This window comes from Glycomyces sp. NPDC047010, from assembly GCF_040644205.1.
Classification (GTDB): Bacteria; Actinomycetota; Actinomycetes; order Mycobacteriales; family Micromonosporaceae; genus Glycomyces.
Genome location: NZ_JBEYVY010000009.1, coordinates 1 through 24,373, shown reverse-complemented (window position 1 = coordinate 24,373; position 24,373 = coordinate 1). Strand labels below are relative to the sequence as shown.

Sequence of the window (24,373 nt, the reverse complement as noted above, 5' to 3'; positions counted from 1 at the left end):
GGCCGGGAATGGTCCGGGGGCACAGGGTTGAGGGAATTGGAATGGCATTGCGGAAATCGTTGGTCTCCATGGCGGCGGATTCGATCGGGAACGCCAAGGAGGAGATATTCCGGAGTGTCGACGACGTGGTCGAGATGCGGCGGATCGGCGCTGAGTGCGCGATTGTCGAGACGCGGTACTCGACGGCGGAGGACCTGTCCGACATCGTGAATCGGGTGCCGCTGGTGTTCCCGCGGCATGTGACGAACGTGGTCGCGGAATTCGATCCTTCCGATTCGGGACTGGCCGACGTGGCCGATGCGGTCGATTCGGCGATTCGGGAGCAGCACCGTTCCCCGGAGGTCTCCCTCCAGGTCTGGCAGAGCGGGAAGACGGTCTACGGGTTCAATCGGCGCGAGGCCTGGGACGCGGCGGCGCAGGTGCTCGCCGATCGCGGTTTCACGGTGTCGCGGACGGGGGCCGAGTACGCGGTGTCGGTCTGCTACACGCCGAAGACCGCGGTGGTCGGGTTCAACCGGGTCGCCGACAGCCTGAGCTCGTGGCCGGGCGGCGAGGTGCGGCTGTCGCGGCCGCCGGAGCAGGTGTCGCGGGCCGAGTTCAAGCTCGAAGAGCTGTTCAAGGAGTACGACCTGCCGTTCGCGGACGGCGGGACCGCGCTCGACTACGGGGCGGCGCCCGGGGGCTGGACGCGGATCCTCGCCGAGCGGGGCTTCAGGACCACCGCGGTGGACCCGGGTGACCTGGACCCGACGGTGCTCAAGCGGCCCGACGTGGTGCACGAGCGGACCACCGCGGGGAACTACCTGCGCAACAGCGACCGTCGCTTCGACCTGATCGTCAACGACATGAAGATGAGCCCGGACCGGTCGAGCCAGCTCATGATCGACAGCCTCCCGCTGCTCAAGCGGCACGGGATGGGCATCCTGACCTTGAAGACCGGGGTCCACCACGCCCTCGCCCAGCTCGACGCGTCGTTCGCGATCCTGCGGCGCGGGTTCACGATCGAGTTCGCCAGGCAGTTGCGGCACAACCGGAACGAAGTGACCGCGGTGCTCCGGTCCCTGGACTGAACGGAAAGCAGTCGACCGATCACGGCCCGTATCACAGACACGGCCCGTTAGGTAAGGCTTGCCTAAATTCAGGATCGCCGTTATGGTCTTCCTGGGCGCGGGAACAGTCCCATGCGGACCGTCCGCGCTCGGGAGCCCAACGGCGGCTTGGCAGTCACCGGAGGAGCGCCGGGGCGAGCACTTTCCACAGACCTCGCCCCGGCCGCCTCGCGGCTCCCTCCACACCCGTTCGGCACCGCCGTCCGGGCCTTGATCGAGGACGAGGCCGCAAGGCCGACTCCACTGTATAGAAGAGAGTGGAGCGCATGGCATTCCGTCATGACACCCGTAACCCCCGCTACCGCCGCGCCGTCGGCTGGGCCCTCGGCGCGACCGCCGCCGCCGCGATGGTCCTCGGCGCCGCGTCCCCCGCGGGCGCCGCGACGATCACCACCCCCGGGTCCCCGCTGTCGGTGGTGGACGACCAGAACGTGACCCTGACCGGCACCGGGACGCCCGGCAACTACGTCGCGGTCGCCCAGTGCGACTTCACCACCGGCGGGTACAACGCCTCCGACTGCAACGCGGCGGGCAGCCAGTACCCGATCCAGATCGACGCGAACGGGAACTGGTCGGCCACCGTCAAGGTCGACGACACGTTCACCAACTCCAGCTTCTCGGGCCTCCCGCCGACCCAGGCCGCGAGCGACTGCTACGCGGACGTCTGCCAGATCCAGGTCTCGGAGTACACCTCCTGGCCGCCCGCGGGCGCCCCCGCCGGCTTCGACAGCATCGACCTCGTCTTCTAGTCGCCGAGGCCCGGCCCGCAGGGAAGCGCGGGCCGGGCCGCACCCGTCTCCCCGAACGGCTCGACCATGACCGCACCCTTGCGCCGCCTCGCGGCCGTCCCCCTGCTCATCGCCGCGCTCGCCGCCCCGCTGCTCCTGGCGACCGCCCCCGCCGGGGCCGAACCGGCCGCGATCGAGGCGGGCTCGCTCACGTGGGGCCTGCGCCAGTCCTGGCGCACCTACATCGGGCCCGAGAACGTCGAGACCGCGGGCGGCGCCGCCTCTGACGCCGCCGGGATCGTCACGTTCCCCTTGGCGGACGGCACGTTCGACGAGGCCACCGGCGCCACGGTCCTCGACTTCACCGGGAGCGTCCGGTACACCGCCCACTGCGGCCACTACGCGAACGGGACGCCCGAGGACTGCGCCCTCGACCTGACCCTCAGCGACCTGCACGCGGTCATCGACGCGGGAGCGCAGACGCTCTCGGCGCACGTCCTCCAGCGCCCGCTGACCACCGGTGACGACCCGCCGCCGCTCGAAGACCTGGGCGTGGTGGACCTCGTGGACCTCGACCTGCGGGGCTTCACGCCCGAGACCGGCGGCGGGACCACGACATGGGACGCGCTGCCCGCGTTCCTGAACGCCGCGGCCGTGCCCGTCTTCGGGTCCTACCAGGCCGGGGCCGTCATGGACCCCGTGACGATCCGGTACGAGGGCCCCGGCGGGCTCCCGGACTTCGACGAGGAGTGGACCGCGCCCGGCACCGTGCTCATGGAGCAGACCGCCTCGTTCACCGACACCGGCTCGTGGGCCAAGGCGAACTACCTGTTCCCCGACGAGGCCAACGGCGTCGTCCACGCGATCGGCGACCTGCCGCCGACCTGGACCGCGTTCGCAAAGGCCCTCGACGCGGACACGCTCCGGCCGGTCGGCGACAGCGGGGGCTTCGGGACCGGCCTCACCGCGGGCACCTCGGTCGCGGCCTTCGACGCCGATACGAGCACCGTCTACACCGTCGCCAAGGGGACCGTCGCGGAACTGTGGGCGCTGACCTGGCGGCCCGACACGGGAACCTATGCGCCGCAACTGGTCGACTCCCTGCCCGCCGACGCCGTCACCGGGACGGCGCTGGTGTGGGACGACTCGGCCTCGCGCCTGTACCTGCGGGTGCGGACCGGCGGCGCCCAGGTCCTCTACGCCTGGCAGCGCGAGGGCGCGGGCTGGGCGAGGACCGAGTACCGGCTCCCGCAGGTCGAGGGCTGGAACCCGAACACGTACTACAGCGAGGCGAACGCGCGGTCCTTCACCGCGGCCGGGGACGGCTCGCTCCTGCTCGCCCGCGCGGTCGCCCGCACCGCGACCAACCAGGCGCTCTACGACCCGACCGTGCTGCGCCTGCGGTTCGACGGTGATCAAGTGGCGGTCGAGGAGGTCCCCGGGAGCGGCACGAACCGGCCAGCCGCCGAGGTCGGCAACCTGTCCCCCGTCGCCATCGCGGTCGACGGCGACCGGATCGCGATCGTCAGGTCGAATGCGGGCCTGTCCTCCAGTGTCCAGTTCGGTTCCACCGCAAGCGGTTCCGTGGTCCTCGACGCGGAGACCCACGACCTCGGCGTCGCCGCGGCCACGCTCACCGCCGCGTTCGACCCCGCGAGCGACCTGCTGTGGGTGAAGAACCACGGCAGCGGCGCCCACTTCGCGCTCGACGCCGCAGGGGACGTCAAATCCGCGTTCACCATCAGCGGCGGCGGCTTCACCGCCCCGCTCGCCGTCACCGCCGACCACGCCGTCATCACCTCCTGGCGCGACGCGGGCAGCGTCCCGGGCACCGCCCGCTTCGACCGCACCGCCGTCTCCCCCGGCATCGCCGCCGATCCGGCCGACACCGCCGTCACGGTGCAGGGCCCGAGCGGGACGGCCGAAGCGGTCTTCGAGGCCACCGCGTCCGAAGACGCGACGGTCCGGTGGCAGACGAAGGCACCTGATGCGCTGTCCTACAGCGACATCGACGGCGCCACCGACCCGGTCCTGCGCACCGCGGTCGACGCCTCCCACGACGGCCGGCTGTTCCGGGCGGTCTTCACCAACCCCGCCGGATCGATCGCCACCGCACCGGCCGCACTGACGGTCACGGTGGAAGAGGTCCCGACCTCGGAGGAGCCCTCGACCCCGGGCAGTCCCTCCCCCACCGAGTCCCCCGACGACCCGAAGCCCTCGGTCCCCATGCCCGACCCCACGGACATCGCCGACACCGACGGACCCGGAGGCGCCCCGAACAACCCCGGCGGCCCGAAGCTCCCGGTCACCGGCGCCAGCCTCGCGGCCCTCCTCGCCGCGGCCGCGGGCCTCATCGCGACCGGCGCGATCCTCATGGCGCGGAGAAAGAGGACGGTCCCGCGCGAGGTCTGATCCGGGCGGCGCGCATACTCGGCCGAGGAGTTCGGACTGATTGGAGTGCAACGGATGTCGAGTGACGAGTCTGCTTACCTGGTCGCCGGGGCGACCGGGAACGTCGGGGCCGAGGTCGTCCGGGCGCTGGCCGCTCAGGGCCTGCGCGTGAAGGCGCTGGTCCGCGACGCGGGCCGAGCGAAGCTGCCTGACGGCGCGGAGGCCGCGGTCGGGGACCTCGACCGGCCGGAGTCGCTGGAACCGTGGCTCGGCGGCGTCGAAGGAGTGTTCCTGCTGCCCGGGTTCGCCGACATGCCCGGGGTGTACGCGCGGCTCCGGAATGCCGGAGTCGAGCGGGTCGTGCAGTTGTCCGGGAGCTCGACCGAGGTCGGGAACCCGGAGAACGCGGTCACGGCGATGATGATCGGGTCCGAGGCCGCCGCGCGCGAGTCGGGGCTCCGCTGGACCGTGCTGCGGCCCAACGGGTTCATGTCGAACGCGCTCCGCTGGCTGCCGCAACTGCGAAAGGGAGACGTCGTGCGCGCGCCGTGGGGCGACATCCCCGTGGCCTGCATCGACGCCGCCGACATCGCGGCGGTCGCGGTCGCGGCGCTCACCGGCGACGCGCACCACGGGCAGGTGTACCGGCTCTCCGGCCCGAGGGCGATGGTCCCGGCCGAGCAGGTCGCCGTCCTCGGCGAGGTGCTCGGGCGGCCGCTCCGGTTCGAGGGGCTCACGCTGGAGGAGACCCGGGCGGAGCTTGAGGCCACCATGCCCGAGAAGTACGTGCGGGCGTTCTGGGAGTTCTACGTCGAAGGCACGCTCGACGAGTCCGTGGTGTACGCCGACGTCGAGCGAGTGACCGGGCGCCCGCCTCGGACGTTCGAGGAGTGGGCGCAGGCCCACTCGGGCGACTTCACGTAGCCGCCGGTCGTCGGCCGGGCCGGTGCCGGGGGCCGACTACGGTGGACCGGTGGCGAAGAACGAGGGCGGGCGGGACCGGCGCGTGCCGGTGGTCGTGCTCGCGGGGTACCTGGGCGCGGGCAAGACGACGATGCTGAACCACCTGCTGTGCCGGCCGGGCGCCCGGGTCGGCGTGGTGGTCAACGACTTCGGCGAGGTGAACGTCGACGCCGGACTGGTGACCGGGCAGGTGGACGAGCCGGTCTCGATCGCCGGGGGCTGCCTGTGCTGCATCGAGGACCTCGGCGCCCTCGACGCGGCCCTGGAGAAGCTCACGCACCCGAGGTTCGGCCTGGACGTCGTCATCGTGGAGGCCAGCGGCATCGCCGAACCCGGCGCGCTGGCGAAGATGATCTACTTCAGCGGCGCCAAGCGGGTGCGGCCCGGCGGGGTCGTGGACGTGGTCGACGCCGTCGAGTACTTCAACACCGTGGACCGCAACACGAACCCTCCGAGCCGGTTCGCGGCGGCGACGCTCGCCGTCGTCAATAAGTGCGACCGGCTTCCCGAGGACGAGGCCGAGGACGCGCTCAGCGCGATCGAAGCGCGCATCCGCACCTCGAACCCGGACGTGCACATAGTGCGGACCTCAAGGGGCCGTATCGATCCGGCGCTGGTGTACGACACGGCCTCGGCGGACGACCCCGAGGACGAGCTCCCGCTCGCGGCGCTGGCCCGCGAGGCGCACCGGGACGAGGCCGGGCACTCGCACGCGAAGTCCGTGACCGTGCGCGCGTCGGGGCCGGTCAGCCCCGCGGACCTCCTCGAACTGCTGGAGCAGCCGCCGCCGGGCGCCTACCGCATGAAGGGCGCGCTCCAGGTGGCGGCGGGCGCGCGGCCGCGCGGGGTCCTCGTGAACGTCGTGGGCGGCCAGATCGACCTCGCCGCGCACGAGGCAGGACCGGGCGGCGAGCTGGTCGCGATCGGGGCCCACCTGGACGCCGAGGCCGCGCGGGCCCGGATGGAGAAGGCGCTCGCGCCCTCGGACGACGCCGCGGGCCTGCGGCAGCTCATGCGGTACCGGCGCGGGTAGTCAACGGGCTCAGTGGGATTCGCGGTGGACCTCCGAGCCGCTCGAACCCTGGAGGAAGTCGAGGTCGGCGCCGGTGTCGGCCTGAGTGACGTGGTCGATGTAGAGGCGCTCCCAGCCGCGGACGGGCTTCGCGTAGCCGTCGAGGGTGGCCGCGCTCGGGGCGCGGGCGGCGAGTTCCGCTGCGGGGACGTCGATGTCGAGGCGCCGGGCGGCGACGTCGAGGATCACCGTGTCGCCGGTCCGGACGAGCGCCAGAGGCCCTCCGGCGGCGGCCTCGGGGGTGACGTGGAGGACGACGGTGCCGTAGGCGGTGCCGCTCATGCGGCCGTCGCAGATGCGGACCATGTCGCGGACCCCCTGTGCCAGCAGCTTCTTGGGCAGCGGCAGGTTGGAGACCTCGGGCATCCCGGGGTAGCCCTTGGGGCCGCAGCCGCGCAGGACCAGCACGGTGTCGGCGTCCACGTCCAGGTCGGGATCGTCGATGCGGTCGCGGAAGTCCTCGATGGAGTCGAACACGAGGGCGCGGCCGCGGTGCTGGAGCAGGTGCGGTGAGGCCGCCGACGGCTTGACGAGGGCGCCGCCGGGGGCGAGACTGCCGCGGAGCACGGCGATCCCGGCGGCCTTCTGGAGCGGTTCGCCCCGCGGCGAGATGACGTCCTCGTCCCAGATCCGGGCCTCGTCCAGGTAGGACACGAGCGGCTCACCGGTGATGGTGAGCGCGTCCGGGTCGAGCAGGTCGCGGACCTCCCGCAGGACCGCGAGGAAACCGCCGGCCCGGTGGAGGTCGTCCATGAGGTACTTCCCGGCGGGGCGCAGGTTGACCAGGAGCGGCACGTCGGCGCCGATGCGGTCGAAGTCGTCCACGGTGAGGTCGATGCCGAGGCGCCCCGCGATCGCGAGGAGGTGGACGACCGCGTTGGTGGAGCCGCCGATGGCGGCCAGCGCGACGATCGCGTTGTGGAAGCTGGCCTTGGTGAGGAACGTGGAGGGGCGGCGGTCGGCGGCGATGAGCTCGACGGCGAGGCGCCCGGTGCCGTGCGCGGCCTCCAGGAGGCGCGCGTCGGGGGCGGGGGTCCCGGCGAGGCCGGGGACGGTCATGCCGAGGGCCTCGGCGACGAGCGCCATCGTGGAGGCGGTGCCCATGGTGTTGCAGTGGCCCTTGGAGCGGATGGTCGCGGACTCGGACTTGAGGAAGTCGGGTTCGCTGAGCGTCCCGGCCCTGACCTCTTCGGACAGTCGCCACACGTCGGTGCCGCAGCCGAGGGCCTCGCCGCGGAAGTGCCCGGTGAGCATGGGGCCGCCGGGGACGACGACGGCGGGGAGGTCGACGGAGGCGGCGGCCATGAGGAGCGCGGGGATGGTCTTGTCGCAACCGCCGAGGAGGACGACGCCGTCGACGGGGTTGGCGCGGAGCATCTCCTCGGCGTTCATCGCGGTCATGTTGCGCCACAGCATGGCCGTGGGCTTCACGAGGGTCTCGCCGGGGGCGGTGACGGGGAGGTTGAGGGGGATGCCGCCCGCTTCGTAGACGCCGTGCTTGACGGACTGGGCGACCTCGTCGAGGTGGGCGTTGCAGGGCACCAGCTCGGACGCGGTGTTGGCGATGGCGATCTGGGGGCGGCCCTGGAAGGCGCTGTCGGGGACGCCGCGGCGCATCCAGGCGCGGTGGATGTAGGCGTTGCGGTCCGTGCCCTCGTACCATTCGGCGCTGCGTAGCGGTGTGTCCATGCGGTGCCTGCCTCCGTGTAACTGCGGTGTCTTACGGGACAGGGCGAGCATAGCGATCAACGCGTACGGAACGTAAGGGGCGATCGCGTCTCAATCGAGGGAGACCGGGGTTACAGGTCGTGACCTAGATGACGATGTCGATGCTTTCTGCGGCCTTGACTGGCGCATACGCTCGAATCGTGGATGCAATCCGAGGCGGGTACGACACCGACGTGTACGGCGCCGCCGAGCACGAGGGCGCGGTGCCGGACGCGCACATGATCGCGTACGCCCGCCAGATGCGCGAGGACTTCTCCCGCTTCATGATGGCGTACCAGTTCGGCGCCGAAGAGGTGCTCACCAAGGTGGGCATCCTCCGCAAGGAGTTCCTCTACCTGCACCGGTACAACCCCATCGAGCACGTCACCTCCCGGATCAAGTCCCCCGAGAGCATCCTCGACAAGGTGGCGCGGCGCGGGCTCGCGCCGTCGCTCGACTCGATCCGCGAGCACATCACCGACATCGCGGGCGTGCGCATCACGTGCAGCTTCATCGCCGACACCTACCGGGTGCTCGACGCGCTGACCTCCCAGGACGACGTGCGCGTGCTCACCGTCAAGGACTACATCGCGGAGCCGAAGCCCAACGGGTACAAGAGCCTCCACGCGATCATCGAGATCCCGGTGTTCCTGTCGACCGGCCCGGTGCCGGTGATCGTGGAGGTCCAGATCCGGACCATCGCGATGGACTTCTGGGCGAGCCTGGAGCACAAGATCTTCTACAAGTACGACGGCGACGTGCCCGCGCACCTGGCCGACGAGCTCACCGAGGCCGCGGCGGCGGCCGAGCACCTCGACCGCCGCATGGAGCAGCTGCACGCCGAGGTGCACGGCTCATCCGCCGCGATCGCGAACGAGCCCGCGAGCACCGAGCTGGACGAGGCGCTGCTGAAGCGCCTGTGGGAGCTGTCGCAGCGGCACGCCGAGGCGAACTGACCGCGTTACTTCGCTGCGCGGGCGGCGCGCAGCATCAGGTTGCGGAACGCCGGTACGCGCATGGCCCGCATCGCCGCCTCGTTCATCCAGATGTGGCCCTTGGTGGGCGGCGCGAACTGGGCCATGCCGCGGCGGGCGAGGGCTTGGCGCTTCGCGGTTTCGGGGCGCAGGCCCGCCTCCCAGGACTTGAGCGCGGCCGGGACGTCGTGCTGTTCGAGGGCGTCGCCGAGGCGGTCGGCGCCGCTCATCGCCAGGGCCGCACCGTAACCGGCGAAGAGCGTGACGCACCAGGCGGCGTCGCCGAGGAGCACGACGCGGCCGCTGCTCCAGGAGTCCAGGCGGACCTGGGAGGCCGAGTCGAAGTAGGCGGGGCCGGGGTCGGCGCGCAGGCGGCGCAGGGCGTCGGGGACGCCGCCGCCGAGGTCGCCGAACGCCTCCGAGAGCGCTTCGGCGGGGCCGAGCCGCAGTTGGGCGGCGGTGTCGGGGGTGCGGTAGGCGAAGAACGCGGAGGACCGGCCGGGGCCGAGGCTGATGACCGCGGCGGTGCGGCCGGGCCCGATGAAGGTGGTGCCGGTGCCCTCGCCGAGCCCGGCGGGCGACGCGTCCAGGGGGATCGCGCCGACCATGTGGCCCATGTCGACCAGGGGGTCCGGTGCGGCGCCGAAGACGAGTCCCCGGGTGTCCGAGTGGAGGCCGTCGGCGCCGATCAGGAGGTCGGCGCGTTCGGTGCTGCCGTCGGAGAGGACCGCGGTGACGCCGTCGGCGTCCTGCTCGATCGCGGTGGCGGTGGTGCCGAAGCGGATCTCGGTGTCGTCCCGGACCGCTTGGTACAGCACGGTTTCGAGGTCGCCGCGGAAGACGGACATGGCGCGGGGGCCGACCGAGGCGGCCACGATCTCCTTCGGGACGGCGAACTTCGCGGTGCCGTCGGCGCGGACGATGACCGAGGTGAACAGGCCGAGGTCGCGCTCCTTGAGCGCGGGGACGAGGCCGAGGTGCTCGGCGGCGTCGAAGCCGCCGTCGACCAGGTTGATCATGTACCCGCCGCTGCGGCGCGCGAGCGCGCGTTCGACCACGAGCGTGCGCCATCCGGCCCGGTGCAGGCGCAGCGCGGCGGCCAGTCCGGCGATGCCCGCGCCGATGATCAGCGCGCGCCGTTCCCGGGGTCCCGAGGTTCCCATGTGCGACTCCTCACGAGTATGAGCATGTGTTCATTCTCAGTATGAACGACCGCTCATCCCCGATGCGGGCGGGTCGGCGGGCGCGCCGATAGACTGGGGCGCGTGCCCAGAGGAATCGCGATCCCCCAGCTCAGGCAGCATCTGTTCGCCGCCGCCGAGACCGTGGTGCTGCGCGACGGCCCGGCGAAGCTCACCGGGCGGGCCGTCACGTTGGAGGCCGGGGTCGCCACCGGGATCATCTACACGCACTTCGCGGACTTCGACGGGTTCCTGGCCGCCTACGCGGTCGACCGGTCCTTCACGATCGCGGCCGCACCCGGATTCGCCGAGCGCGTCGGCACCGGCGAGGTCGCCGCGAACCTCGCTGACGGGCTCGCCGCGGTCCCCCGACCCGCGCTCACCGCGCTGGCCCGGCTGCTCGCGATGCGGCCGGAACTGGTGGCGCGCATCGAGGACGTCCTGGGCGCGGGCGGCTCCGGGATCGACGCGGTCGAACGGGCCGCTGCGGAATACCTTGCGGCCGAACAGGTCGCGGGGCGTCTCGGCGCGGGGGCCGATCCGGCGGCGCTGGCGCTGGCCGCGGTCAGCGTCCTGCACCGGCTCGTGCTGGCCGGTTCAGGGGACCTCGACCGACTCCGGGGCGCCGTGGCGGCGCTGGTCGCGGGCACCGCGGGGGCGCACGGCCCCGCGTGAGACGGTCAGCGCTTGGGCACGAACCGCATCGCGGTCGCGCCCGAGGCGAACTTCAGGCTGCTCACCAGGGTCAGGTCGACGTAGGCGGAGAGGCCCTTGAACGGCGTGGGGCCGTGGCCCGCGATCCGCGGGTGGACGATGAACTCGTACTCGTCGATGAGCCCGGCGTCGGCCAGCGCGAGCGGCAGGGTCACGCCGCCGACGTAGAGGCCGTTCTCGTACTCGTCCTTCAGGCGCCGCACGGACTCGACGAGGTCGCCCTGCACGAGTTCGGCGTTCCAGTCGGGCGCTTCGAGGGTGCTGGAGACGACGTACTTGCGCTTGGCGTCGATGGCGCGGGCGAACTCGGCCATCGAGGGGTCCATCCACTCGGGCAGCTCGCCGGAGGCGGGCAGGCGCCAGGCTTCCTCCATCATCCCGTAGACGACGCGTCCGAAGAGGAGGGCGTCGGCCCGGTCGATGATCTCGGCCGAGTATTCGTGCAGTTCGTCGTCGGCGAGACCGGCGCGGTGGTCGCAGCAGCCGTCCACAGTGACGTTGATCGAGTACCGAAGGGCTCCCATGGCGCGAGCGTACCAACGGGGACCGACACTCCCCTGGGATGCGCCCGTCAGGTGGCGGCGGGTTCGTCTTCCGCTTCGCGGCGGCCTTCCTCGCGGGCCGCTTCGAGGAGGGTCTCCAGGCGGGTGCGGGAGCGGGCGCGGCCCCGGAAGGTGGAGAAGATCAGGAGGCCGATGCCCGCGAGGGCGATGAGCTGCGGCCAGGGGACGGCCCAGAACCCGGCGTCGGCGGTGACCGGGTCGATCGCGGCGCCTTCGCCTTCGACACCGACCACGGGGGTGATTTCGAGGGCGGCGGGGATGTAGACCAACGGCCACACGTCGTCCACTGTCACCGAGAAGGTGCGCTCATCCCCCGGCAGGAGCTCCTGGTCGATCTCCTCGGGGCCGGGGAAGCCGGCCTCCCCGCCCGCGGCGGTGAGGGCGCCGGTGACGAGGAGGCGGGCGTTCCCGGTGTTGACCACGGTGAAGGTGACCTGGGCGCTGCCGGGGGCGAAGGGGTTCCAGGACAGGTCGTAGGAGGACGACACGTCCTCAAGGGACACGGCGGGGGCGAGGTCGCCGGTCACGCGGGTCATGACGCGGAAGCCGACGCGGGACTCGACTCCGACGGTGGCGCCGTCGGCGCCGACCTGCTCGGACAGGACCGAGGCGGCGATACCGGCGGCGTGGTCGCCGGGGGTCGCGTTGTCGGGGACGGTGGTGGTGAACGGGACGACGGCGGTCTCGTCGGGGCCGACGGTGACCGTCTCCTGCACGTCGATCCAGAGACCTGCGTCCACTGAGGGCTCATTGGAAGGCAGCATGCTGAAGCGGCCGTTGTCCTGGAAGAAGCCGTCGGCGGCGGAGAGGGCGAAGGTGACCTCGGTGTCGGAGAGGTTGCGGACCGCCATGTGCTCGGTCGCGGTCGCGCCGGGGTCGAGTTCCTGTTCGACCCAGGCGCGACCGTCCTCGCCGGAGGCGTCGGCCGGGCGGACCGACCAGGTCACCGTGCCCGCGTCGTCGTTCGTCTGCGCCGCAACGGGAGCGGCGGGGACGGCCAGGAGCAGGAGGGCGGCGAGGGGCAGGGCGCGGAGGGCCGGGGATGCCATGGCGGGGGCCTTTCACGTCGGGCGGGCGCCGCACGGCGCCCGCCCGAGCGGTCTCATTCGAACAGGGAGAGCGTGATGGTGGAGGTGTAGTTCCCGGGCTCGGTGCCGGCGGGGACCTGGAGGGTCAGCTCCGCGCCGGCCTCCCACGTGCCGATCGCCTCTTCGCTGGTGAGCGCCATGGCGAGGAGTTCGCGGCCTTGGAGGCCGACGTTGTTCGGGTCCTCGTCGGTGTCCAGGGCGGGGGCCACGTCGGGGCCGACCGCGACGGCGCCGGAGCCGTCGTCGGCGAGCGTCGGGGACCAGCCGAGGTTCTCGGCGCCGATGGGGTCCTGGCCCGCGTCGCCGGTGAAGCTCGCCGCGGTGCCCTCGACCCACCAAAACGCGCCGTCGGGGATCTCGTCGGCCGAGCGCGTGTCGGTCACGGTGACGGTGGGGAGTTCGCCGGTGAACTGGCGCACGGTGCCCGTGGAGCCGTCCTCGACCAGGGTCGCGGTCGTGCCGTCCACGCTCATGGCGAGGACGCCTTCGTCAATGTCCTCGATCGCCACGTTGACGTCCACGTCGGAGCCGGAGCCGACCTGGTCCTGCGCGAACGCCGCGCCCGCGACGCCGGCGAGCATCGCGCCGCCGACCGCGGCCACCGACGCCCGTTTCACCATTCCACGATTCATAAGGGGTCCTTTCAGGGATTGGACCGGGGGGCGAGGACCGCCCCCCGGGTGGATCAGCCGCAGTCCGCGGCGGCGTAGGCGGTCTCCCGCGTGTAGACGGCGCCGTCCTGGCCGGTGGCGGTCACGGTCACCGTGCCGGCCTCGATTGAGGCGGCGCGGGTCGTGTACGCGCTGGACGAGACGCCTCCGGACCCGAGGGCCTTGAACGTCCGGTCGCCGTAGGGGGTCGAGACGAGGAGGCCGACCGTGCCGTCGCTGTCGTTGGCAACGGACACCGTGATGACGACCTTGCCTGCGACGCAGCGCGATCCGAGGGTCACGGTGATCTGCGGGCCGACGGGTTGCGGTGCGACGCTGGTGAGCGTCGGCTCGACGGGCTGGAAGAGCCCGTCCTCGCCGATGTCGAGGGCGTCGACGGTGGTCTCGCGGTGGGTGCCGTCGCCGCCGGAGAGGGCGAAGCGGTGGTAGGCGATGTACCAGTCGTCCGTGCCGGGCACGTTGATGATCGAGCTGTGGCCGGTGGCGCGGATGCCGAGCGAGGGGTCCTTCTGGAGGATCACGCCGCGGTAGGTCCACGGACCGTCGAGGCTGGTGGCGGTCGCGTAGCCGACGCGGTAGTTCTCCGAGCCGGTGTCGTCGATGGAGTAGGTGAGGTGGTACAGGCCCTCGCGGTAGTTGAGGAAGACGCCCTCGCGGAAGTCGGTGAGGCCCGAGATCCGCTTGTAGGTGCCGGTCTTGATCGACACCATGTCGTCGTTGAGCTCGGCGATGACCGGGCCGCTCGTGGCGCTGCCGTTGCCCCACGCGATGTAGTACTTGCCCGAGACCGGGTCGTGGAAGGCCGCGGGGTCGATCGCCTGGCCGGAGGTGACGGCCTCGTTGTTGAGGATCATCGCCGCGGGCTGGGCCGTGAACGGGCCCTCGGGGCTGTCGGCGACCGCGACGCCGATGGTCTTGCGGTTCAGGGCGGTGTTGTGGCCGCTGAAGTAGAAGTAGTACTTCCCGTCGCGTTCGATGATGGTCGGCGCCCACGCGTTGCCGCTCGCCCAGGGGACGTCGCCGCTCGCGCCGTCCAGGGTGAGGATCGGCTCCTCGGAGCGGGTCCAGTCCACGAGGTCCTTCGAGGACCAGACGTAGAAGTCCTTGCCGCCCCAGCCGGAGTAGCCGTCGGTGGTCGCGTAGATGTAGTAGGTGTCGCCGAAGACGGCGATGTTCGGGTCGGCGTAGAGGCCGGGCAGGACGGGGCTGTTCACGGTCTGGGCGGAGAACGTCCAGGTGGTGGACTCGCCTCCGGCCGTGACCGTGTACTCGACGGGCGCGGAGAGGTCCACGACGGTGCCGGAGGCGGGCGAGGCCGTCGCGCCAGTGGCGGTCGTGAACGTCGGTGCGAGGGACGTGACGTCGGTGCCCGGGACGACCGGGAGGACGACGGTGCGCGCGTCCATGTCGATGAGCGGGGCCGTCGCTAGCGCGGCGGGGTCGGTGAGGGACACGTCGGTGACCGCGCCGGTGGCGCCCGCCCGGTCGAGGACTTCGGCGGGGCTCAGGGCGCGGTCGTAGATCGCGAAGGACTTGAACTTGCCCTTGAAGCGGCCGTCCTGCTCGTAGAGGGAGCGGCCGAGGTAGTTGGCCCAGGTCTCGCCGCCGGAGATGTCGCCGGGGTCGACGGTGACGCCGTCCTTGGTGGAGACGAGGACGCCGTCGAGGTAGAGGCGGGCGGTCTCGCCTTGGAGCGTGTAGGTGAGGTGGGCCCAGCGGCCGCGCGGGAGGGCCGCGCCGGAGCTCGCCGTCTGCTCCGAACTGTAAGTGCTCGTGGTGATGCTGGTGCGGTAGGAGCCGTCGCCGGTGGTGAAGAGGTACCCGCGTCCGCTGCCAGCGGCGTCGGTGTTGCCGAGGCCCCAGATGAAGTAGTTGCCGGACTGGGCGGTGTCGACCCACACGTCGGCGTCCACGGAGATGTCGGTGAGGCCGGCCATGAGGTCGTCGGGCAGGTCCACGTAGTCGTCGGTGCCGTCGAAGCTGAGTGCGCCGTCGGATCTGGTGGCGCCGTTGATCTGCGCGTCCCGGCCGTTGCCGGAGGCGTCGGTGAGGACGGTGCCGGAGCCGTTGGCGAAGTCGTAGTCCACGACCTGGCCGTCCTCGTTGGAGGAGATCGGGGCGCGGCCCTCGTAGAGGCCGGCGAGTTCCGCGGCGGTCACGGGGATGACGGTGCCGTGCCGCGGGCTCGCGGGGAGGTCGTAGTCCTCCGCGACGGTCCACCCGCCGGTCGCGATGTCGTCGGTGGTCAGCGGGATGTACCCGCGCCCGCCGTACTCGTCCACGAACAGGTAGTGCTTCCCGCCGCCGTTGACGTCGCCGGGGTTGGCCTGGAAGATCGAGGGGCCTTCGACCGCGCTCGTGCCGGCGTCGCGGCCGATGCAGGAGTCGATCATGGTCCACTCGTCGAGCGGGGCGCGCAGGGTGGTCGAGGACTCCTGGATGATGTCGGAGCAGCCGGTGGTCCCGGCGCCCTCGTCCTTGGTGAAGCGGTAGTAGACGCCGTCGTCCAGGGTGACCGTGGAGTCGATGCGGGACATGCCGTCCTGCCAGATCCGCGGCTCGCTGAACGTGGTGAAGTCGCGGGTCGTCGCGTACATCATGCGGTTGTAGGTGGAGCCGGTGTGGGCCGGGTCGTCCTCGGCGTAGAGCTTGGAGGCCCAGAACACGACGTACGCGCCGAGGCCGGTGTCGTAGTACGCCTCGGGGGCCCAGGTGTTGCCCGCGGTCTCGGGCGAGACGAGCACGTGCCGCTGCGCCGACCAGTTGACGAGGTCGTGCGACTCCCACACTTCGAGGTAGCGGCTGCCCTGGCGCTGGGAGGTGTCCCAGGAGGTGCCGGAGCCGATGGAGAGGTCGGTCGCGATGAGGTAGAACGTGTCGCCCTCGGGCGAGCGGATGATGAACGGGTCCCGCAGTCCCTGCTCGCCGTACTGGGAGGAGAGCACGGGCAGGCCGCCGTTCAGCTCGTTCCAGGCGAGGGCGTTGTTCCCGTCGCTGGCGGCGAAGTGGACGTTCTCCCCCGCGACGGTGTTGCCGGTGAAGTACGCGAACGCGTAGCCCTCGTACTCGGCCTGCTCGTGTGCGGCGCGCACGGTGAGCGGGAACTCGCGGGACAGGCCGCCGGTGCTCGCGGTGAGGACCACGTCCTGGTCGGTGGCGCCGCGGGTGACGACGCCGGGGGCGATGTCGCCGTCGGCCTCGGTGGAGACGACGCCGCCGCGGGACGCGGTCCAGGCGATGGGGCCGCCGGTGACGGCCCCGGTCCGGGGCAGGTCGATGTTGCCGCGGATGTCGCTGGCGTTCGGGATGGCGATGGCGTCGAGGTCGGCCTGGTAGTCGGCGTCCCCGGTGGCGGGGACGGTGGCGGTGAACTCGCGGGTCGCGGTGGCCGAGCTCTTGACGGCGGTGGCCGTGAGGGTCACTTCGGCGGTGCCGCTTGCGGGTCGGGTGACGCGTCCGGTGCTGGAGATGACGGCCTCGTCGCTGCTGGTCCAGGTGACCTGGGAGCCGTTGGGCGCCGCGGTCGGGAGCGTGAGGTCGGCGGTGACGTTCGCGAGGTCGCCGAGGCCGATCGCGGCGAGGTCGCGCTGGACTTTCGTCTCGTCGGTGGGCTGGAGCGCGGCGACCTCGGCGGCGGTGAGGGCGGTGTCGTAGACGCGGAAGTCGCGCACGGAGCCCGCAAGGTACTTGTCGGAGGCGTAGTTGGAGCGCCCGATGTAGTTCGCGGTGGTGGTGCCGCCGCCGATCTGCGCGGGGGTGATCGTGACGCCGGTGTTCTGGGCGACCTGGACGCCGTCGAGGTACACAGTGGCGGTGTTGGTGGCGTCGTCGAGCGTGTAGGTGATCGTCTTCCACACGCCGCGTGCGAGGTTCGCGCCGCTGGTGGTGTTCTGCTCGCCCGACCAGTTGCCGGTGGTGATGGCCGTGCGGTAGGCGTTGCCGGTGGAGAACAGGTAGCCGGTGCCGGTGCTGGACGACGCGGGGTTGCCGAGGCCGTAGATGAAGTAGGGCGTGCCCTGCTCGGCGCGGACGAGGACCTCGGTGCTGACGGTGATCGAGGCGAGCCCGGCGAGGAGGTCGTTCGGGAGCTTGACGTGGTCGTCGCTGCCGTCGAGGCGGACGCCTTCGCCGCCGGTGAGGGTGGCGCCGCCCGCGATCACGGCGTCGCGGCCGTTCCCGGAGCTGTCGGCGGCGACCGTGCCGGTCGTCTCGTCGAGCGCGTAGTGCGCGATGAGGTGGTCGTCGGCGGCGGCCTGGGCCGCGCTGGCGCCGGAGACGGCGATGCCGAGTGCCGTTGCGGCGGCGAGGGAGCGGAGCGTGAACCGGCCCGCGCGGGTTGAGGCGACCATGCGCTCTCCTTCAAGGGGAAGCGGCAACAGCATTGTTACCGGTACCAGATATTAGCGATGTCAGGTGACCTGGGCAAGAGCCCGCGGCCCGGCCTCGCGACCGGGCCGCGCGGCTCAGCCGCAGTCGATTGCGGGATAAGCGGTTTCGAGGACGGCGCCGTCCGCGGTGGCGGTGACGGTTCCGGCGGTGACGGCGGCCTGCCGCGTCGCGAACGCGGCGGACGCGGCGGCCCCGGGGGCCAGACCGGTCAGGGTCTTGGTCCCGAAGCCGGAGGAGAGGACCACGTCCACAGTGGTACCGCCCGTGTTCTGAGCGGTGACGGCCACCGTGGCCTTGCCCGCGACGCACCGCACGGAGGCGGTGAGCTGGATGGGGGCGGTCACGGTCACTTGGGCCGTGACCGGGGCGCGCGAGTCGTCTTGTGCGACACCGGCGACGGTGAACGTGCCGGGCTGCGCGTACTGGGCGGCGTCGATCGCGTCCCAGGCGACCGCGACGTCCTGGACCGAGCCGTCGGCCTTCGTCAGGTGCGCGCCGGGCAGGACCGGGGCCATGCCCGCGGGGGTCGTGACCGCGATCTGGGCGGTGTCGGCGACGGCGAGGTCCGGCGCGAAGGCCGCGAGCACCGCCTCGTACTCGGCCCGCGTCACCGGGACGACGGTGCCGTGGCGGGGCTTGCCGCCGTCGGCGTTCTCCGGCAGCTGCTCGCGCAGCGTCGAGCCGACCGGCTCCCACGCGTCGCCGTCCGCGATGTCGGTGGTGGCGAACGGGATGTAGTAGTTCGGGCCGCCGTGGTACGAGGGCTGGTCGATGAAGAGGTACCAGTCGTAGCCGTTGACGTCGCCCTCGTTGGCGGGGAACACGCTCGGGCCCTCGCCCTGCGTGAACGTACCGCCCGGCTCACCGTTCGGGAGGCCGGTCGCGACCTGGTCCTTCACGAGCGTCCACTCGTCGGCGGCGCCCGTCGTGCCCGGCAGGGCGCCTTCCACGGTGGAGAGGAGGTCGTCCGAGCGCTCCTGGCGGATCGTCATCGACGCCTCGTCCTTGATGAACCGGTAGTACGTGTCGTCCACCTGCGCGATCGTGGCGTCGATGGTGCCGCGGCCGGTGCCCCGCTTGACGTCGACCCACGGCCGCGCCTCGGAGAAGGTGGTGAAGTCGTCGGTCGTCGCGTACATCATGCGGTTGTAGGTGACGGCGGTGCGGTCGGCCGGGTCGGTCGTGTCGTACAGGTTCGAGGCCCAGTACACGACGTAGGTGTCGAGCTCCTCGTCCCAGTACGCCTCTGGCGCCCAGGTGTTGCCCGCGTAGTCACCGGAGACCTTGACGTGGCGCTGCTCGGACCAGTTCACGAGGTCGTTCGACTCCCACACCTCGATGTACAGCGAGCCGCTGCGCTGCGCGGTGTCGAAGCCGCCCGCGAGGCCGTCCACTTTGAGGTCGGTGGCGAGCATGTAGAACCGGTCGCCTTCAGCGGAGCGGATGATGAACGGGTCGCGCAGGCCCTCAGTGCCTTGCGTGGAGGTGAAGAGCGGCTCGCCGTCGTTGAGGGTGTTCCAGTTCAGGGCGTCGTTGCCGCGCGAGGCCGCGAGGCTGACGCGTTCGGCGCCCGCGCCCTCGCCGGTGAAGAACGCCCACACGTACGCCTCCTCGTCGGCCCCCGCGGCGGGGAGCGGCTGGAGGCGCAACGTGAAGTCGCGGGTGCGGACGGCACCGCCGATGCGGGCCGTCGCGGTGACGACCGCGGACACCGGGTCCCCGCCCGCGGCGGGGCGGTCGACCACGAGGGTCTGCGAGCCTGCGGCGGCGCCGTCGCGGAGTGCCACGGGCGCACCGGAGGGGACGGTCCACTCGATCGCCGCGCCGTTGGCGCCCGTGGTCGGCACGGAGAGGTTGGTGCGCACGTCGTCGGCGTTCGGGATCGCGATCGACGCCAGGTCGGCGTCGGCCTTCTCGGTGTCGGTGAGGTCTTCGGGGACCGTGACCGAGTAGGACCGGGTGCGGGTCTCGCCTGCGGCGGTGAACGTGGCGGTCAGGGTGACGACGGCGTCGCCGGAGCCCGGGGACGGGCGGGTCACGGCCGCGGTGCCGCCGTCGACCGCGATGGCGTCGCCGTCGGAGGCCCAATTGATCGTCGCACCGTGAGACGAAGTGGGCAGCGTGAAGTCCGCGGTCGCGCTGGCCTGCAACGAGACCGAGGCGACGGCTCGGTCGAGGGCGCCTTCGCTGTAGAGCGCCTGCGCCGCTTCGGCGTCGAGGGCCGAGCCGTAGACGGCGAGGTCGTCGAAGTCCCCGGCGAAGTACGCGTCCTTGTAGGTGGAGCGGCCGAGGTAGGCGACGAGGTTCGCGCCGAAGTCGGCGACGTCGCGGCCGATGGCGTGCTCGGTGGTCTTCACGCCGTTGACGTAGAGCGTGAGCTCGCCGTTCGTGCCGTCGATGACGGTGGTGTAGAGCGCGGCCCCGGCCGGGGTGCGCACGCCCGCTGTAGGCGTTCCCGTGGCACCCGCGCCGATCTCGGTGCTCCACGGCGCGGAGGCGTTCGCGGTGTTGGTGACGACGGACTTGACGTACCCGCTCGGGTTGGAGGGGTTGAGGAGCCAGTAGGCGCTCGAAAAGGACGCGCCGGAGGCGACGGGGGCGCCGATGAAGGCGGCCGCGACGTTGGCGGCGCCGGAGCGGTCGTCGACCCAGGCGGAGACGGTGAGGTCCTGGAGGCCGACGAGGTCGGCGGTGGGGATCTCCACGTACGCGGCAGTGCTCGTGGAGGAGCCGCCGGGGAGGGAGAGCACGCCGTCGGTGAAGGCGGCGCCGGACTGGCGGACGAGGCCGTCGTTGCCGTTGCCGGACTCGTCGGGGATGGTCGTGCCGTCGGCGGGCGCGGCGTCGAAGGTGTAGTGGAGGAGCGGTGCCGCGTCGGCGGCGTGCGCGGGGACGGCGGTGACGGCCAGGCCCAGGGCCAGCGCGGCGGTGGCGCCGGCGGCGGCGATTCGGGGGTGCATGGGGGCGCCTCTCGTCGTTGAGATGGGCATTGCGATGGGAAGGGGGTGAGTGGTCGCCGCAGGCGCACCGCGAATCCGGTGCGCGGTGCGCCTGCGGCGCCTATTCGCGCCGTCTGGCGAGGACGGCGCGCTGGAGGAGGACGAACACGAGGAGGATGCCCCCCGTGATGATGGTGGTCGCTTCGGGCGGGATGCTGCCGTCGCGGGTGATGAGGACGTTCATGAGGCCGAGGACGAGCGCGCCCACGACCGAGCCGAGGACGAACCCGGCGCCGCCGGTGAGAAGGGTGCCGCCGATGACGGCGGCGGCGATGGCGTCGAGCTCCCAGCCGATGCCGGTGATGTTCTGGGCGCTGCCGAGGCGGGCGGTGTAGACGACGGCGGCGAGCCCGGCGAGGGAGCCGCTGATGATGTACACCCACATCTTGGTGGCGGCCACGGGCAGGCCCATGAGCTGCGCGGACTGCTCGGAGCCGCCGATGGCGTAGACGGTGCGGCCGGTGCGGGTGCGGTGGAGGACGAAGAACGCGGCCAGGACGACGACGGCCGCGATGATCACGCCGGGCGTGATGGCGATGTCGTTGACCTTCGGGCCGTCGTAGACCTTGATCTGCGTGCCGAGTTCCCGCACGGGCGAGTCGTCGGCGAGGCGCTCGGGGACGGTGCTGAGGATCGAGGCGAGGCCGCGGCCCAGGAACATCATCGCGAGGGTGGCGATGAACGGCTGGACGTGGAAGTACTGGATGAGCACGCCGGAGGCCGCGCCGAAGGCGGTGCCGATGAGGACCATGAGGACCATGGCGATCCAGGGGTTCCAGCCCGCGTTCATGAGCATGACGCCCGCGACGGAGCTGAAGGCGATGACCGCGCCCACGGAGAGGTCGATGCCGCCGGTGAGGATCACGAAGGTGAGGCCCACGGTGAGGATGATGAGGTGGGCGTTGTTGATGAGCAGGTTGGACAGGGTGTTGAACTGGACGATGCGCCCGTACGCGGCCTCGCCGTAGACGATCATGCCGATGAAGATGACGACGGCGGCCGCGGTGGGCAGCGTGTCGAGGTGGAGGGACAGGCGCTTGGCGAGCGCGCGGGCGCCGGTGGGCTCGGGGGCGGTGGTGAGGGTGCTCATGCGGCGACGGCCTCTCGCTCGGCGGGGCGGGCGGCCGCGCGGCGCTGACGGAACGCGCGCCGCACCCGCTCCGACTGGAGGAGGCAGAGCACGACGATGACGACGGCTTTGAACGCCGGTGTGGCCGAGGAGGACACGCCGAGGAAGACGACGGTCTTGTCGAGGGTGGCGATGAGGATCGCGCCGACGACGGCCCCGGTGATGTTGAACTTGCCGCCCGCGAGGGACGTGCCGCCGATGACGACGGCGAGGATCGCGTCGAGTTCGAGCTGGTAGCCGGTGCGGGAGACGTCCACGGTCATGACGCTGGCGGTGGCGAACACGCCCGCGAACCCGGCGAGGACGCCGCCGAGGATGTAGACGGTGAACAGGAGCGCGCGGCGGTTGACGCCCGCGAGGCGGGCGGCCTTGGGGTCCATGCCGATCGCTTCGAGCATGAGGCCGAGGGCGCTGCGGCGCACCAGGAGTCCCATGGCGAGGGCGAGGAGCAGGGCGAGGAGGAAGACGACGGGGAGGCCGAGGACGTAGCCGTTGGCGATCCACCGGAACGTCTCGTTCGTGGCGGCCGTGTTCTGCCCGCCGGTGATGACCTTCGCGAGGCCGCGTCCGGCGAGCATGATGACGAGCGTCGAGATGAAGGGCTGGAGGCCGACGACGGACACGAGCAGGCCGTTGACGGCGCCGAGGGCGGCGCTGACGGCGATGACGAGGCCGATCGCGGCGAGGCCGGAGGCGGGGGTGTCGGGGGCGCCGGAGAGGAACTCCATGGAGACGGCTCCGGCGACGACCATGACGGAGCCGACGGAGAGGTCGATGCCGCCGGTGGCGACGACGAGGCACATGCCGACGGCGATCAGGACGACCGGCGCGGCGGCGCGGAGGATGTCGATGACGTTGCCGACGAGGTTGCCGGAGGACCCGATGGAGACGGCCAGGTAGCCGGGGTCCTTGACGAGGTTGACGAGGAGCAGCAGCGCGATGGCCACGATGCCCCAGAAGTACTGGCGGCGGACGAGGCCCTTGAGTGCCTCGGCCGGGCCGTGCGCGTGCGCGCTCATGTGGTGGCCTCCTCGCGGACGGCGGTGTCCGCACTCGGGTCGCCGAGGCCGTCCTCGGCGATGACGGTGACGATGGATTCGGCGGACACGCCGGGCCCGCCTTCGAGTTCGGCGATCTTCCGGTGGTCCTTGAGGACGACGATGCGGTCGCTCTGCCTGACGACCTCCTCGATCTCGGAGGAGATGAACAGGACGGCGAGGCCCTCGTCGGCGAGGTCGGCGACGTACTCCTGGATCTCGGCCTTGGCGCCGACGTCGATGCCGCGGGTCGGCTCGTCCAGGATGAGCAGGTCCGGCTCGGTCGCGAGCCAGCGGCCCAGGAGGACCTTCTGCTGGTTGCCGCCCGAGAGCAGGCGCACGGGCCGCTCGGGGTCGGCGGGGCGGACGCCCAGGGCCGCAAGGTACTTCGCTACGATGGCGTCCTGCTCGCGGCGCGGCAGCGGGCGGGCCCAGCCGCGGCGGGCCTGGACGGCGAGGACGAGGTTCTCGCGGACGCTGAGGTCGCGGACGATGCCCTCGTCGCGGCGGTTCTCGCTGGAGAACGCGATGTGCTTCGCGAGGGCCTTCGCGGGGGTGGTGATCTCGGCCTTCTCGCCGTCGACCGCCACGTCCCCGGTGTCGGGGCGGTCGGCGCCGTAGACGAGGCGGGCGAGCTCGGTGCGCCCGGAGCCGAGGAGGCCCGCGAGGCCCACGACCTCGCCGCGGTGCAGCTCGATGTCGACCGCGTCGATGGCGCCCTTGCGGCCGAGGCCCTTGGCGGCGTACAGCGGGGGGCCGTCGCCGCGGACGCGGCGGGACTCCTTCGCGTCGAGGGACTTGAGGGCCGCGAGGTCGCGGCCGATCATCTTGGCGATGAGCTGGGCCCGGTCGAGTTCCTCAGTGCGGTACTCGCCTTCGGAGCGGCCGTTGCGCAGGACCGTGAGGCGGTCGCTGATCGCGTAGACCTGGTCGAGGAAGTGCGACACGAAGAGGATCGCGACGCCCTGGTCGCGCAGGTTGCGGATGACGGTGAACAGCTGCTCGACCTCGTTGGCGTCGAGGCTGGAGGTCGGCTCGTCGAGGATGAGGACCTTGCACTTCGCCACCATGGAGCGGCTGATCGCGACGAGCTGCTGGAGGGCCAGCGGCAGCGCGGACAGCGACTGCCTGGGGTTGAGGTGTCCGAGCCCGAGCTTCGCGAGGGTCTCGCCCGCGGCCTTGTTGGTGGCCCGCCAGTTGATGCCCGCGGGGCCGCGCACCTCGTGGCCGAGCATGACGTTCTCGCCGATGGTGAGGTTCGCGCAGAGGTTGACCTCCTGGTAGACCGTGGAGATGCCCGCGTGCTGCGCGTCGGCGGTCCCGCCGAGGCGCCGCGGCTCGCCCGCGATCCGGATCTCGCCCTCGTCGATCTTGTAGACGCCGGTGAGCGCCTTGATGAGCGTCGACTTCCCGGCCCCGTTCTCGCCCATGAGAGTGTGCACCTCGCCGGGGAAGAGACGGAGGCCCACGCCGTCGAGCGCCTTGACGCCCGGGAACGCGATCGAGATGCCGACCATCTCGACGATCGGAAGCGATTCTGGCATCGCGTGCTCCACATCCTGTCGCCGCGGCCGCGCCGCGGGGTGGTCCGGGGCGCGGGGTCCTCGTCGGACCCCCCCCCCGGGGGGGGGTAACGGGGGCGAAAAAAACAGGAGGGG

17 protein-coding genes are annotated in these 24,373 nt (G+C 71.8%); 7 read left to right on the top strand and 10 right to left on the bottom strand.

Annotation, left to right across the window (positions count from 1 at the left end; translation table 11 throughout):
• Nucleotides 1-68: 68 nt before the first annotated feature.
• The 5 genes from AB0A65_RS18485 (at nt 69) to AB0A65_RS18465 (ending at nt 6,224) form a co-directional block, all read left to right on the top strand.
• A complete protein-coding gene (locus tag AB0A65_RS18485) occupies nt 69-1,070 on the top strand; it encodes an SAM-dependent methyltransferase (protein ID WP_359952644.1) in 1,002 nt (333 codons plus the stop codon).
• 305 nt (nt 1,071-1,375) lie between these two features.
• Nucleotides 1,376-1,858 (top strand): neocarzinostatin apoprotein domain-containing protein, encoded by a 483-nt coding sequence (locus AB0A65_RS18480; RefSeq protein WP_359952642.1) that lies wholly within the window; start codon nt 1,376-1,378, stop codon nt 1,856-1,858.
• 66 nt (nt 1,859-1,924) lie between these two features.
• On the top strand, nt 1,925-4,249 hold the full coding sequence (locus AB0A65_RS18475; RefSeq protein ID WP_359952640.1) for an HtaA domain-containing protein: 2,325 nt from the start codon (nt 1,925-1,927) through the stop codon (nt 4,247-4,249).
• Between the two features lie 54 nt (nt 4,250-4,303).
• Nucleotides 4,304-5,152 carry an NAD(P)H-binding protein gene (locus AB0A65_RS18470; protein WP_359952639.1) on the top strand — a complete coding sequence of 283 codons (849 nt, stop codon included), beginning with the start codon at nt 4,304-4,306 and terminating at the stop codon, nt 5,150-5,152.
• 49 nt (nt 5,153-5,201) lie between these two features.
• Nucleotides 5,202-6,224, top strand: coding sequence for a GTP-binding protein (locus tag AB0A65_RS18465; protein ID WP_359952637.1), 1,023 nt, complete (start codon nt 5,202-5,204; stop codon nt 6,222-6,224).
• A 9-nt stretch (nt 6,225-6,233) separates the two neighbouring features.
• Here AB0A65_RS18465 and AB0A65_RS18460 read toward each other — a convergent pair whose 3' ends face one another.
• Nucleotides 6,234-7,952, bottom strand: a complete 1,719-nt coding sequence (locus AB0A65_RS18460; RefSeq protein WP_359952636.1) for a dihydroxy-acid dehydratase — start codon at nt 7,950-7,952, stop codon at nt 6,234-6,236.
• A gap of 257 nt (nt 7,953-8,209) precedes the next feature.
• Between AB0A65_RS18460 and AB0A65_RS18455 the strand changes: the two genes are divergently transcribed.
• Entirely contained in the window at nt 8,210-8,926 is a 717-nt protein-coding gene (locus AB0A65_RS18455) for a GTP pyrophosphokinase family protein (protein ID WP_359953045.1), read from the top strand.
• A gap of 5 nt (nt 8,927-8,931) precedes the next feature.
• Here the strand turns inward: AB0A65_RS18455 and AB0A65_RS18450 are convergent, their stop codons facing one another.
• The gene (locus tag AB0A65_RS18450; RefSeq protein ID WP_359952634.1) at nt 8,932-10,107 is read right to left on the bottom strand and encodes an FAD-dependent monooxygenase; all 1,176 of its coding nucleotides are present in this window, start codon (nt 10,105-10,107) and stop codon (nt 8,932-8,934) included.
• A 102-nt stretch (nt 10,108-10,209) separates the two neighbouring features.
• On the opposite strand from AB0A65_RS18450, the gene AB0A65_RS18445 reads away from it, so the two are divergent.
• Nucleotides 10,210-10,800, top strand: a complete 591-nt coding sequence (locus AB0A65_RS18445) for a TetR/AcrR family transcriptional regulator (protein ID WP_359952632.1) — start codon at nt 10,210-10,212, stop codon at nt 10,798-10,800.
• Between the two features lie 5 nt (nt 10,801-10,805).
• Here AB0A65_RS18445 and AB0A65_RS18440 read toward each other — a convergent pair whose 3' ends face one another.
• From AB0A65_RS18440 to AB0A65_RS18405, 8 genes are all read right to left on the bottom strand, one after another.
• Complete coding sequence (locus AB0A65_RS18440; protein WP_359952630.1) at nt 10,806-11,363, bottom strand: dihydrofolate reductase family protein; 558 nt, start codon at nt 11,361-11,363, stop codon at nt 10,806-10,808.
• Nucleotides 11,364-11,410: 47 nt separating this feature from the next.
• On the bottom strand, nt 11,411-12,451 hold the full coding sequence (locus tag AB0A65_RS18435; protein WP_359952628.1) for a DUF916 domain-containing protein: 1,041 nt from the start codon (nt 12,449-12,451) through the stop codon (nt 11,411-11,413).
• A 53-nt stretch (nt 12,452-12,504) separates the two neighbouring features.
• Nucleotides 12,505-13,110: a hypothetical protein gene (locus AB0A65_RS18430; RefSeq protein WP_359952627.1), complete on the bottom strand. Its 606-nt coding sequence runs from the start codon at nt 13,108-13,110 to the stop codon at nt 12,505-12,507.
• A gap of 65 nt (nt 13,111-13,175) precedes the next feature.
• Nucleotides 13,176-17,510 carry a family 43 glycosylhydrolase gene (locus AB0A65_RS18425; protein ID WP_359952625.1) on the bottom strand — a complete coding sequence of 1,445 codons (4,335 nt, stop codon included), beginning with the start codon at nt 17,508-17,510 and terminating at the stop codon, nt 13,176-13,178.
• 114 nt (nt 17,511-17,624) lie between these two features.
• Nucleotides 17,625-20,510 (bottom strand): immunoglobulin-like domain-containing protein, encoded by a 2,886-nt coding sequence (locus AB0A65_RS18420; protein WP_359952623.1) that lies wholly within the window; start codon nt 20,508-20,510, stop codon nt 17,625-17,627.
• 100 nt (nt 20,511-20,610) lie between these two features.
• Complete coding sequence (locus AB0A65_RS18415) at nt 20,611-21,639, bottom strand: sugar ABC transporter permease (protein ID WP_359952622.1); 1,029 nt, start codon at nt 21,637-21,639, stop codon at nt 20,611-20,613.
• Entirely contained in the window at nt 21,636-22,697 is a 1,062-nt protein-coding gene (locus tag AB0A65_RS18410; protein ID WP_359952620.1) for an ABC transporter permease, read from the bottom strand. Before AB0A65_RS18410 ends, AB0A65_RS18415 begins: the two co-directional genes overlap by 4 nt.
• Nucleotides 22,694-24,259, bottom strand: a complete 1,566-nt coding sequence (locus AB0A65_RS18405) for a sugar ABC transporter ATP-binding protein (protein WP_359952619.1) — start codon at nt 24,257-24,259, stop codon at nt 22,694-22,696. The genes AB0A65_RS18410 and AB0A65_RS18405 overlap by 4 nt, the downstream gene beginning before the upstream one ends.
• Nucleotides 24,260-24,373 lie beyond the last annotated feature (114 nt).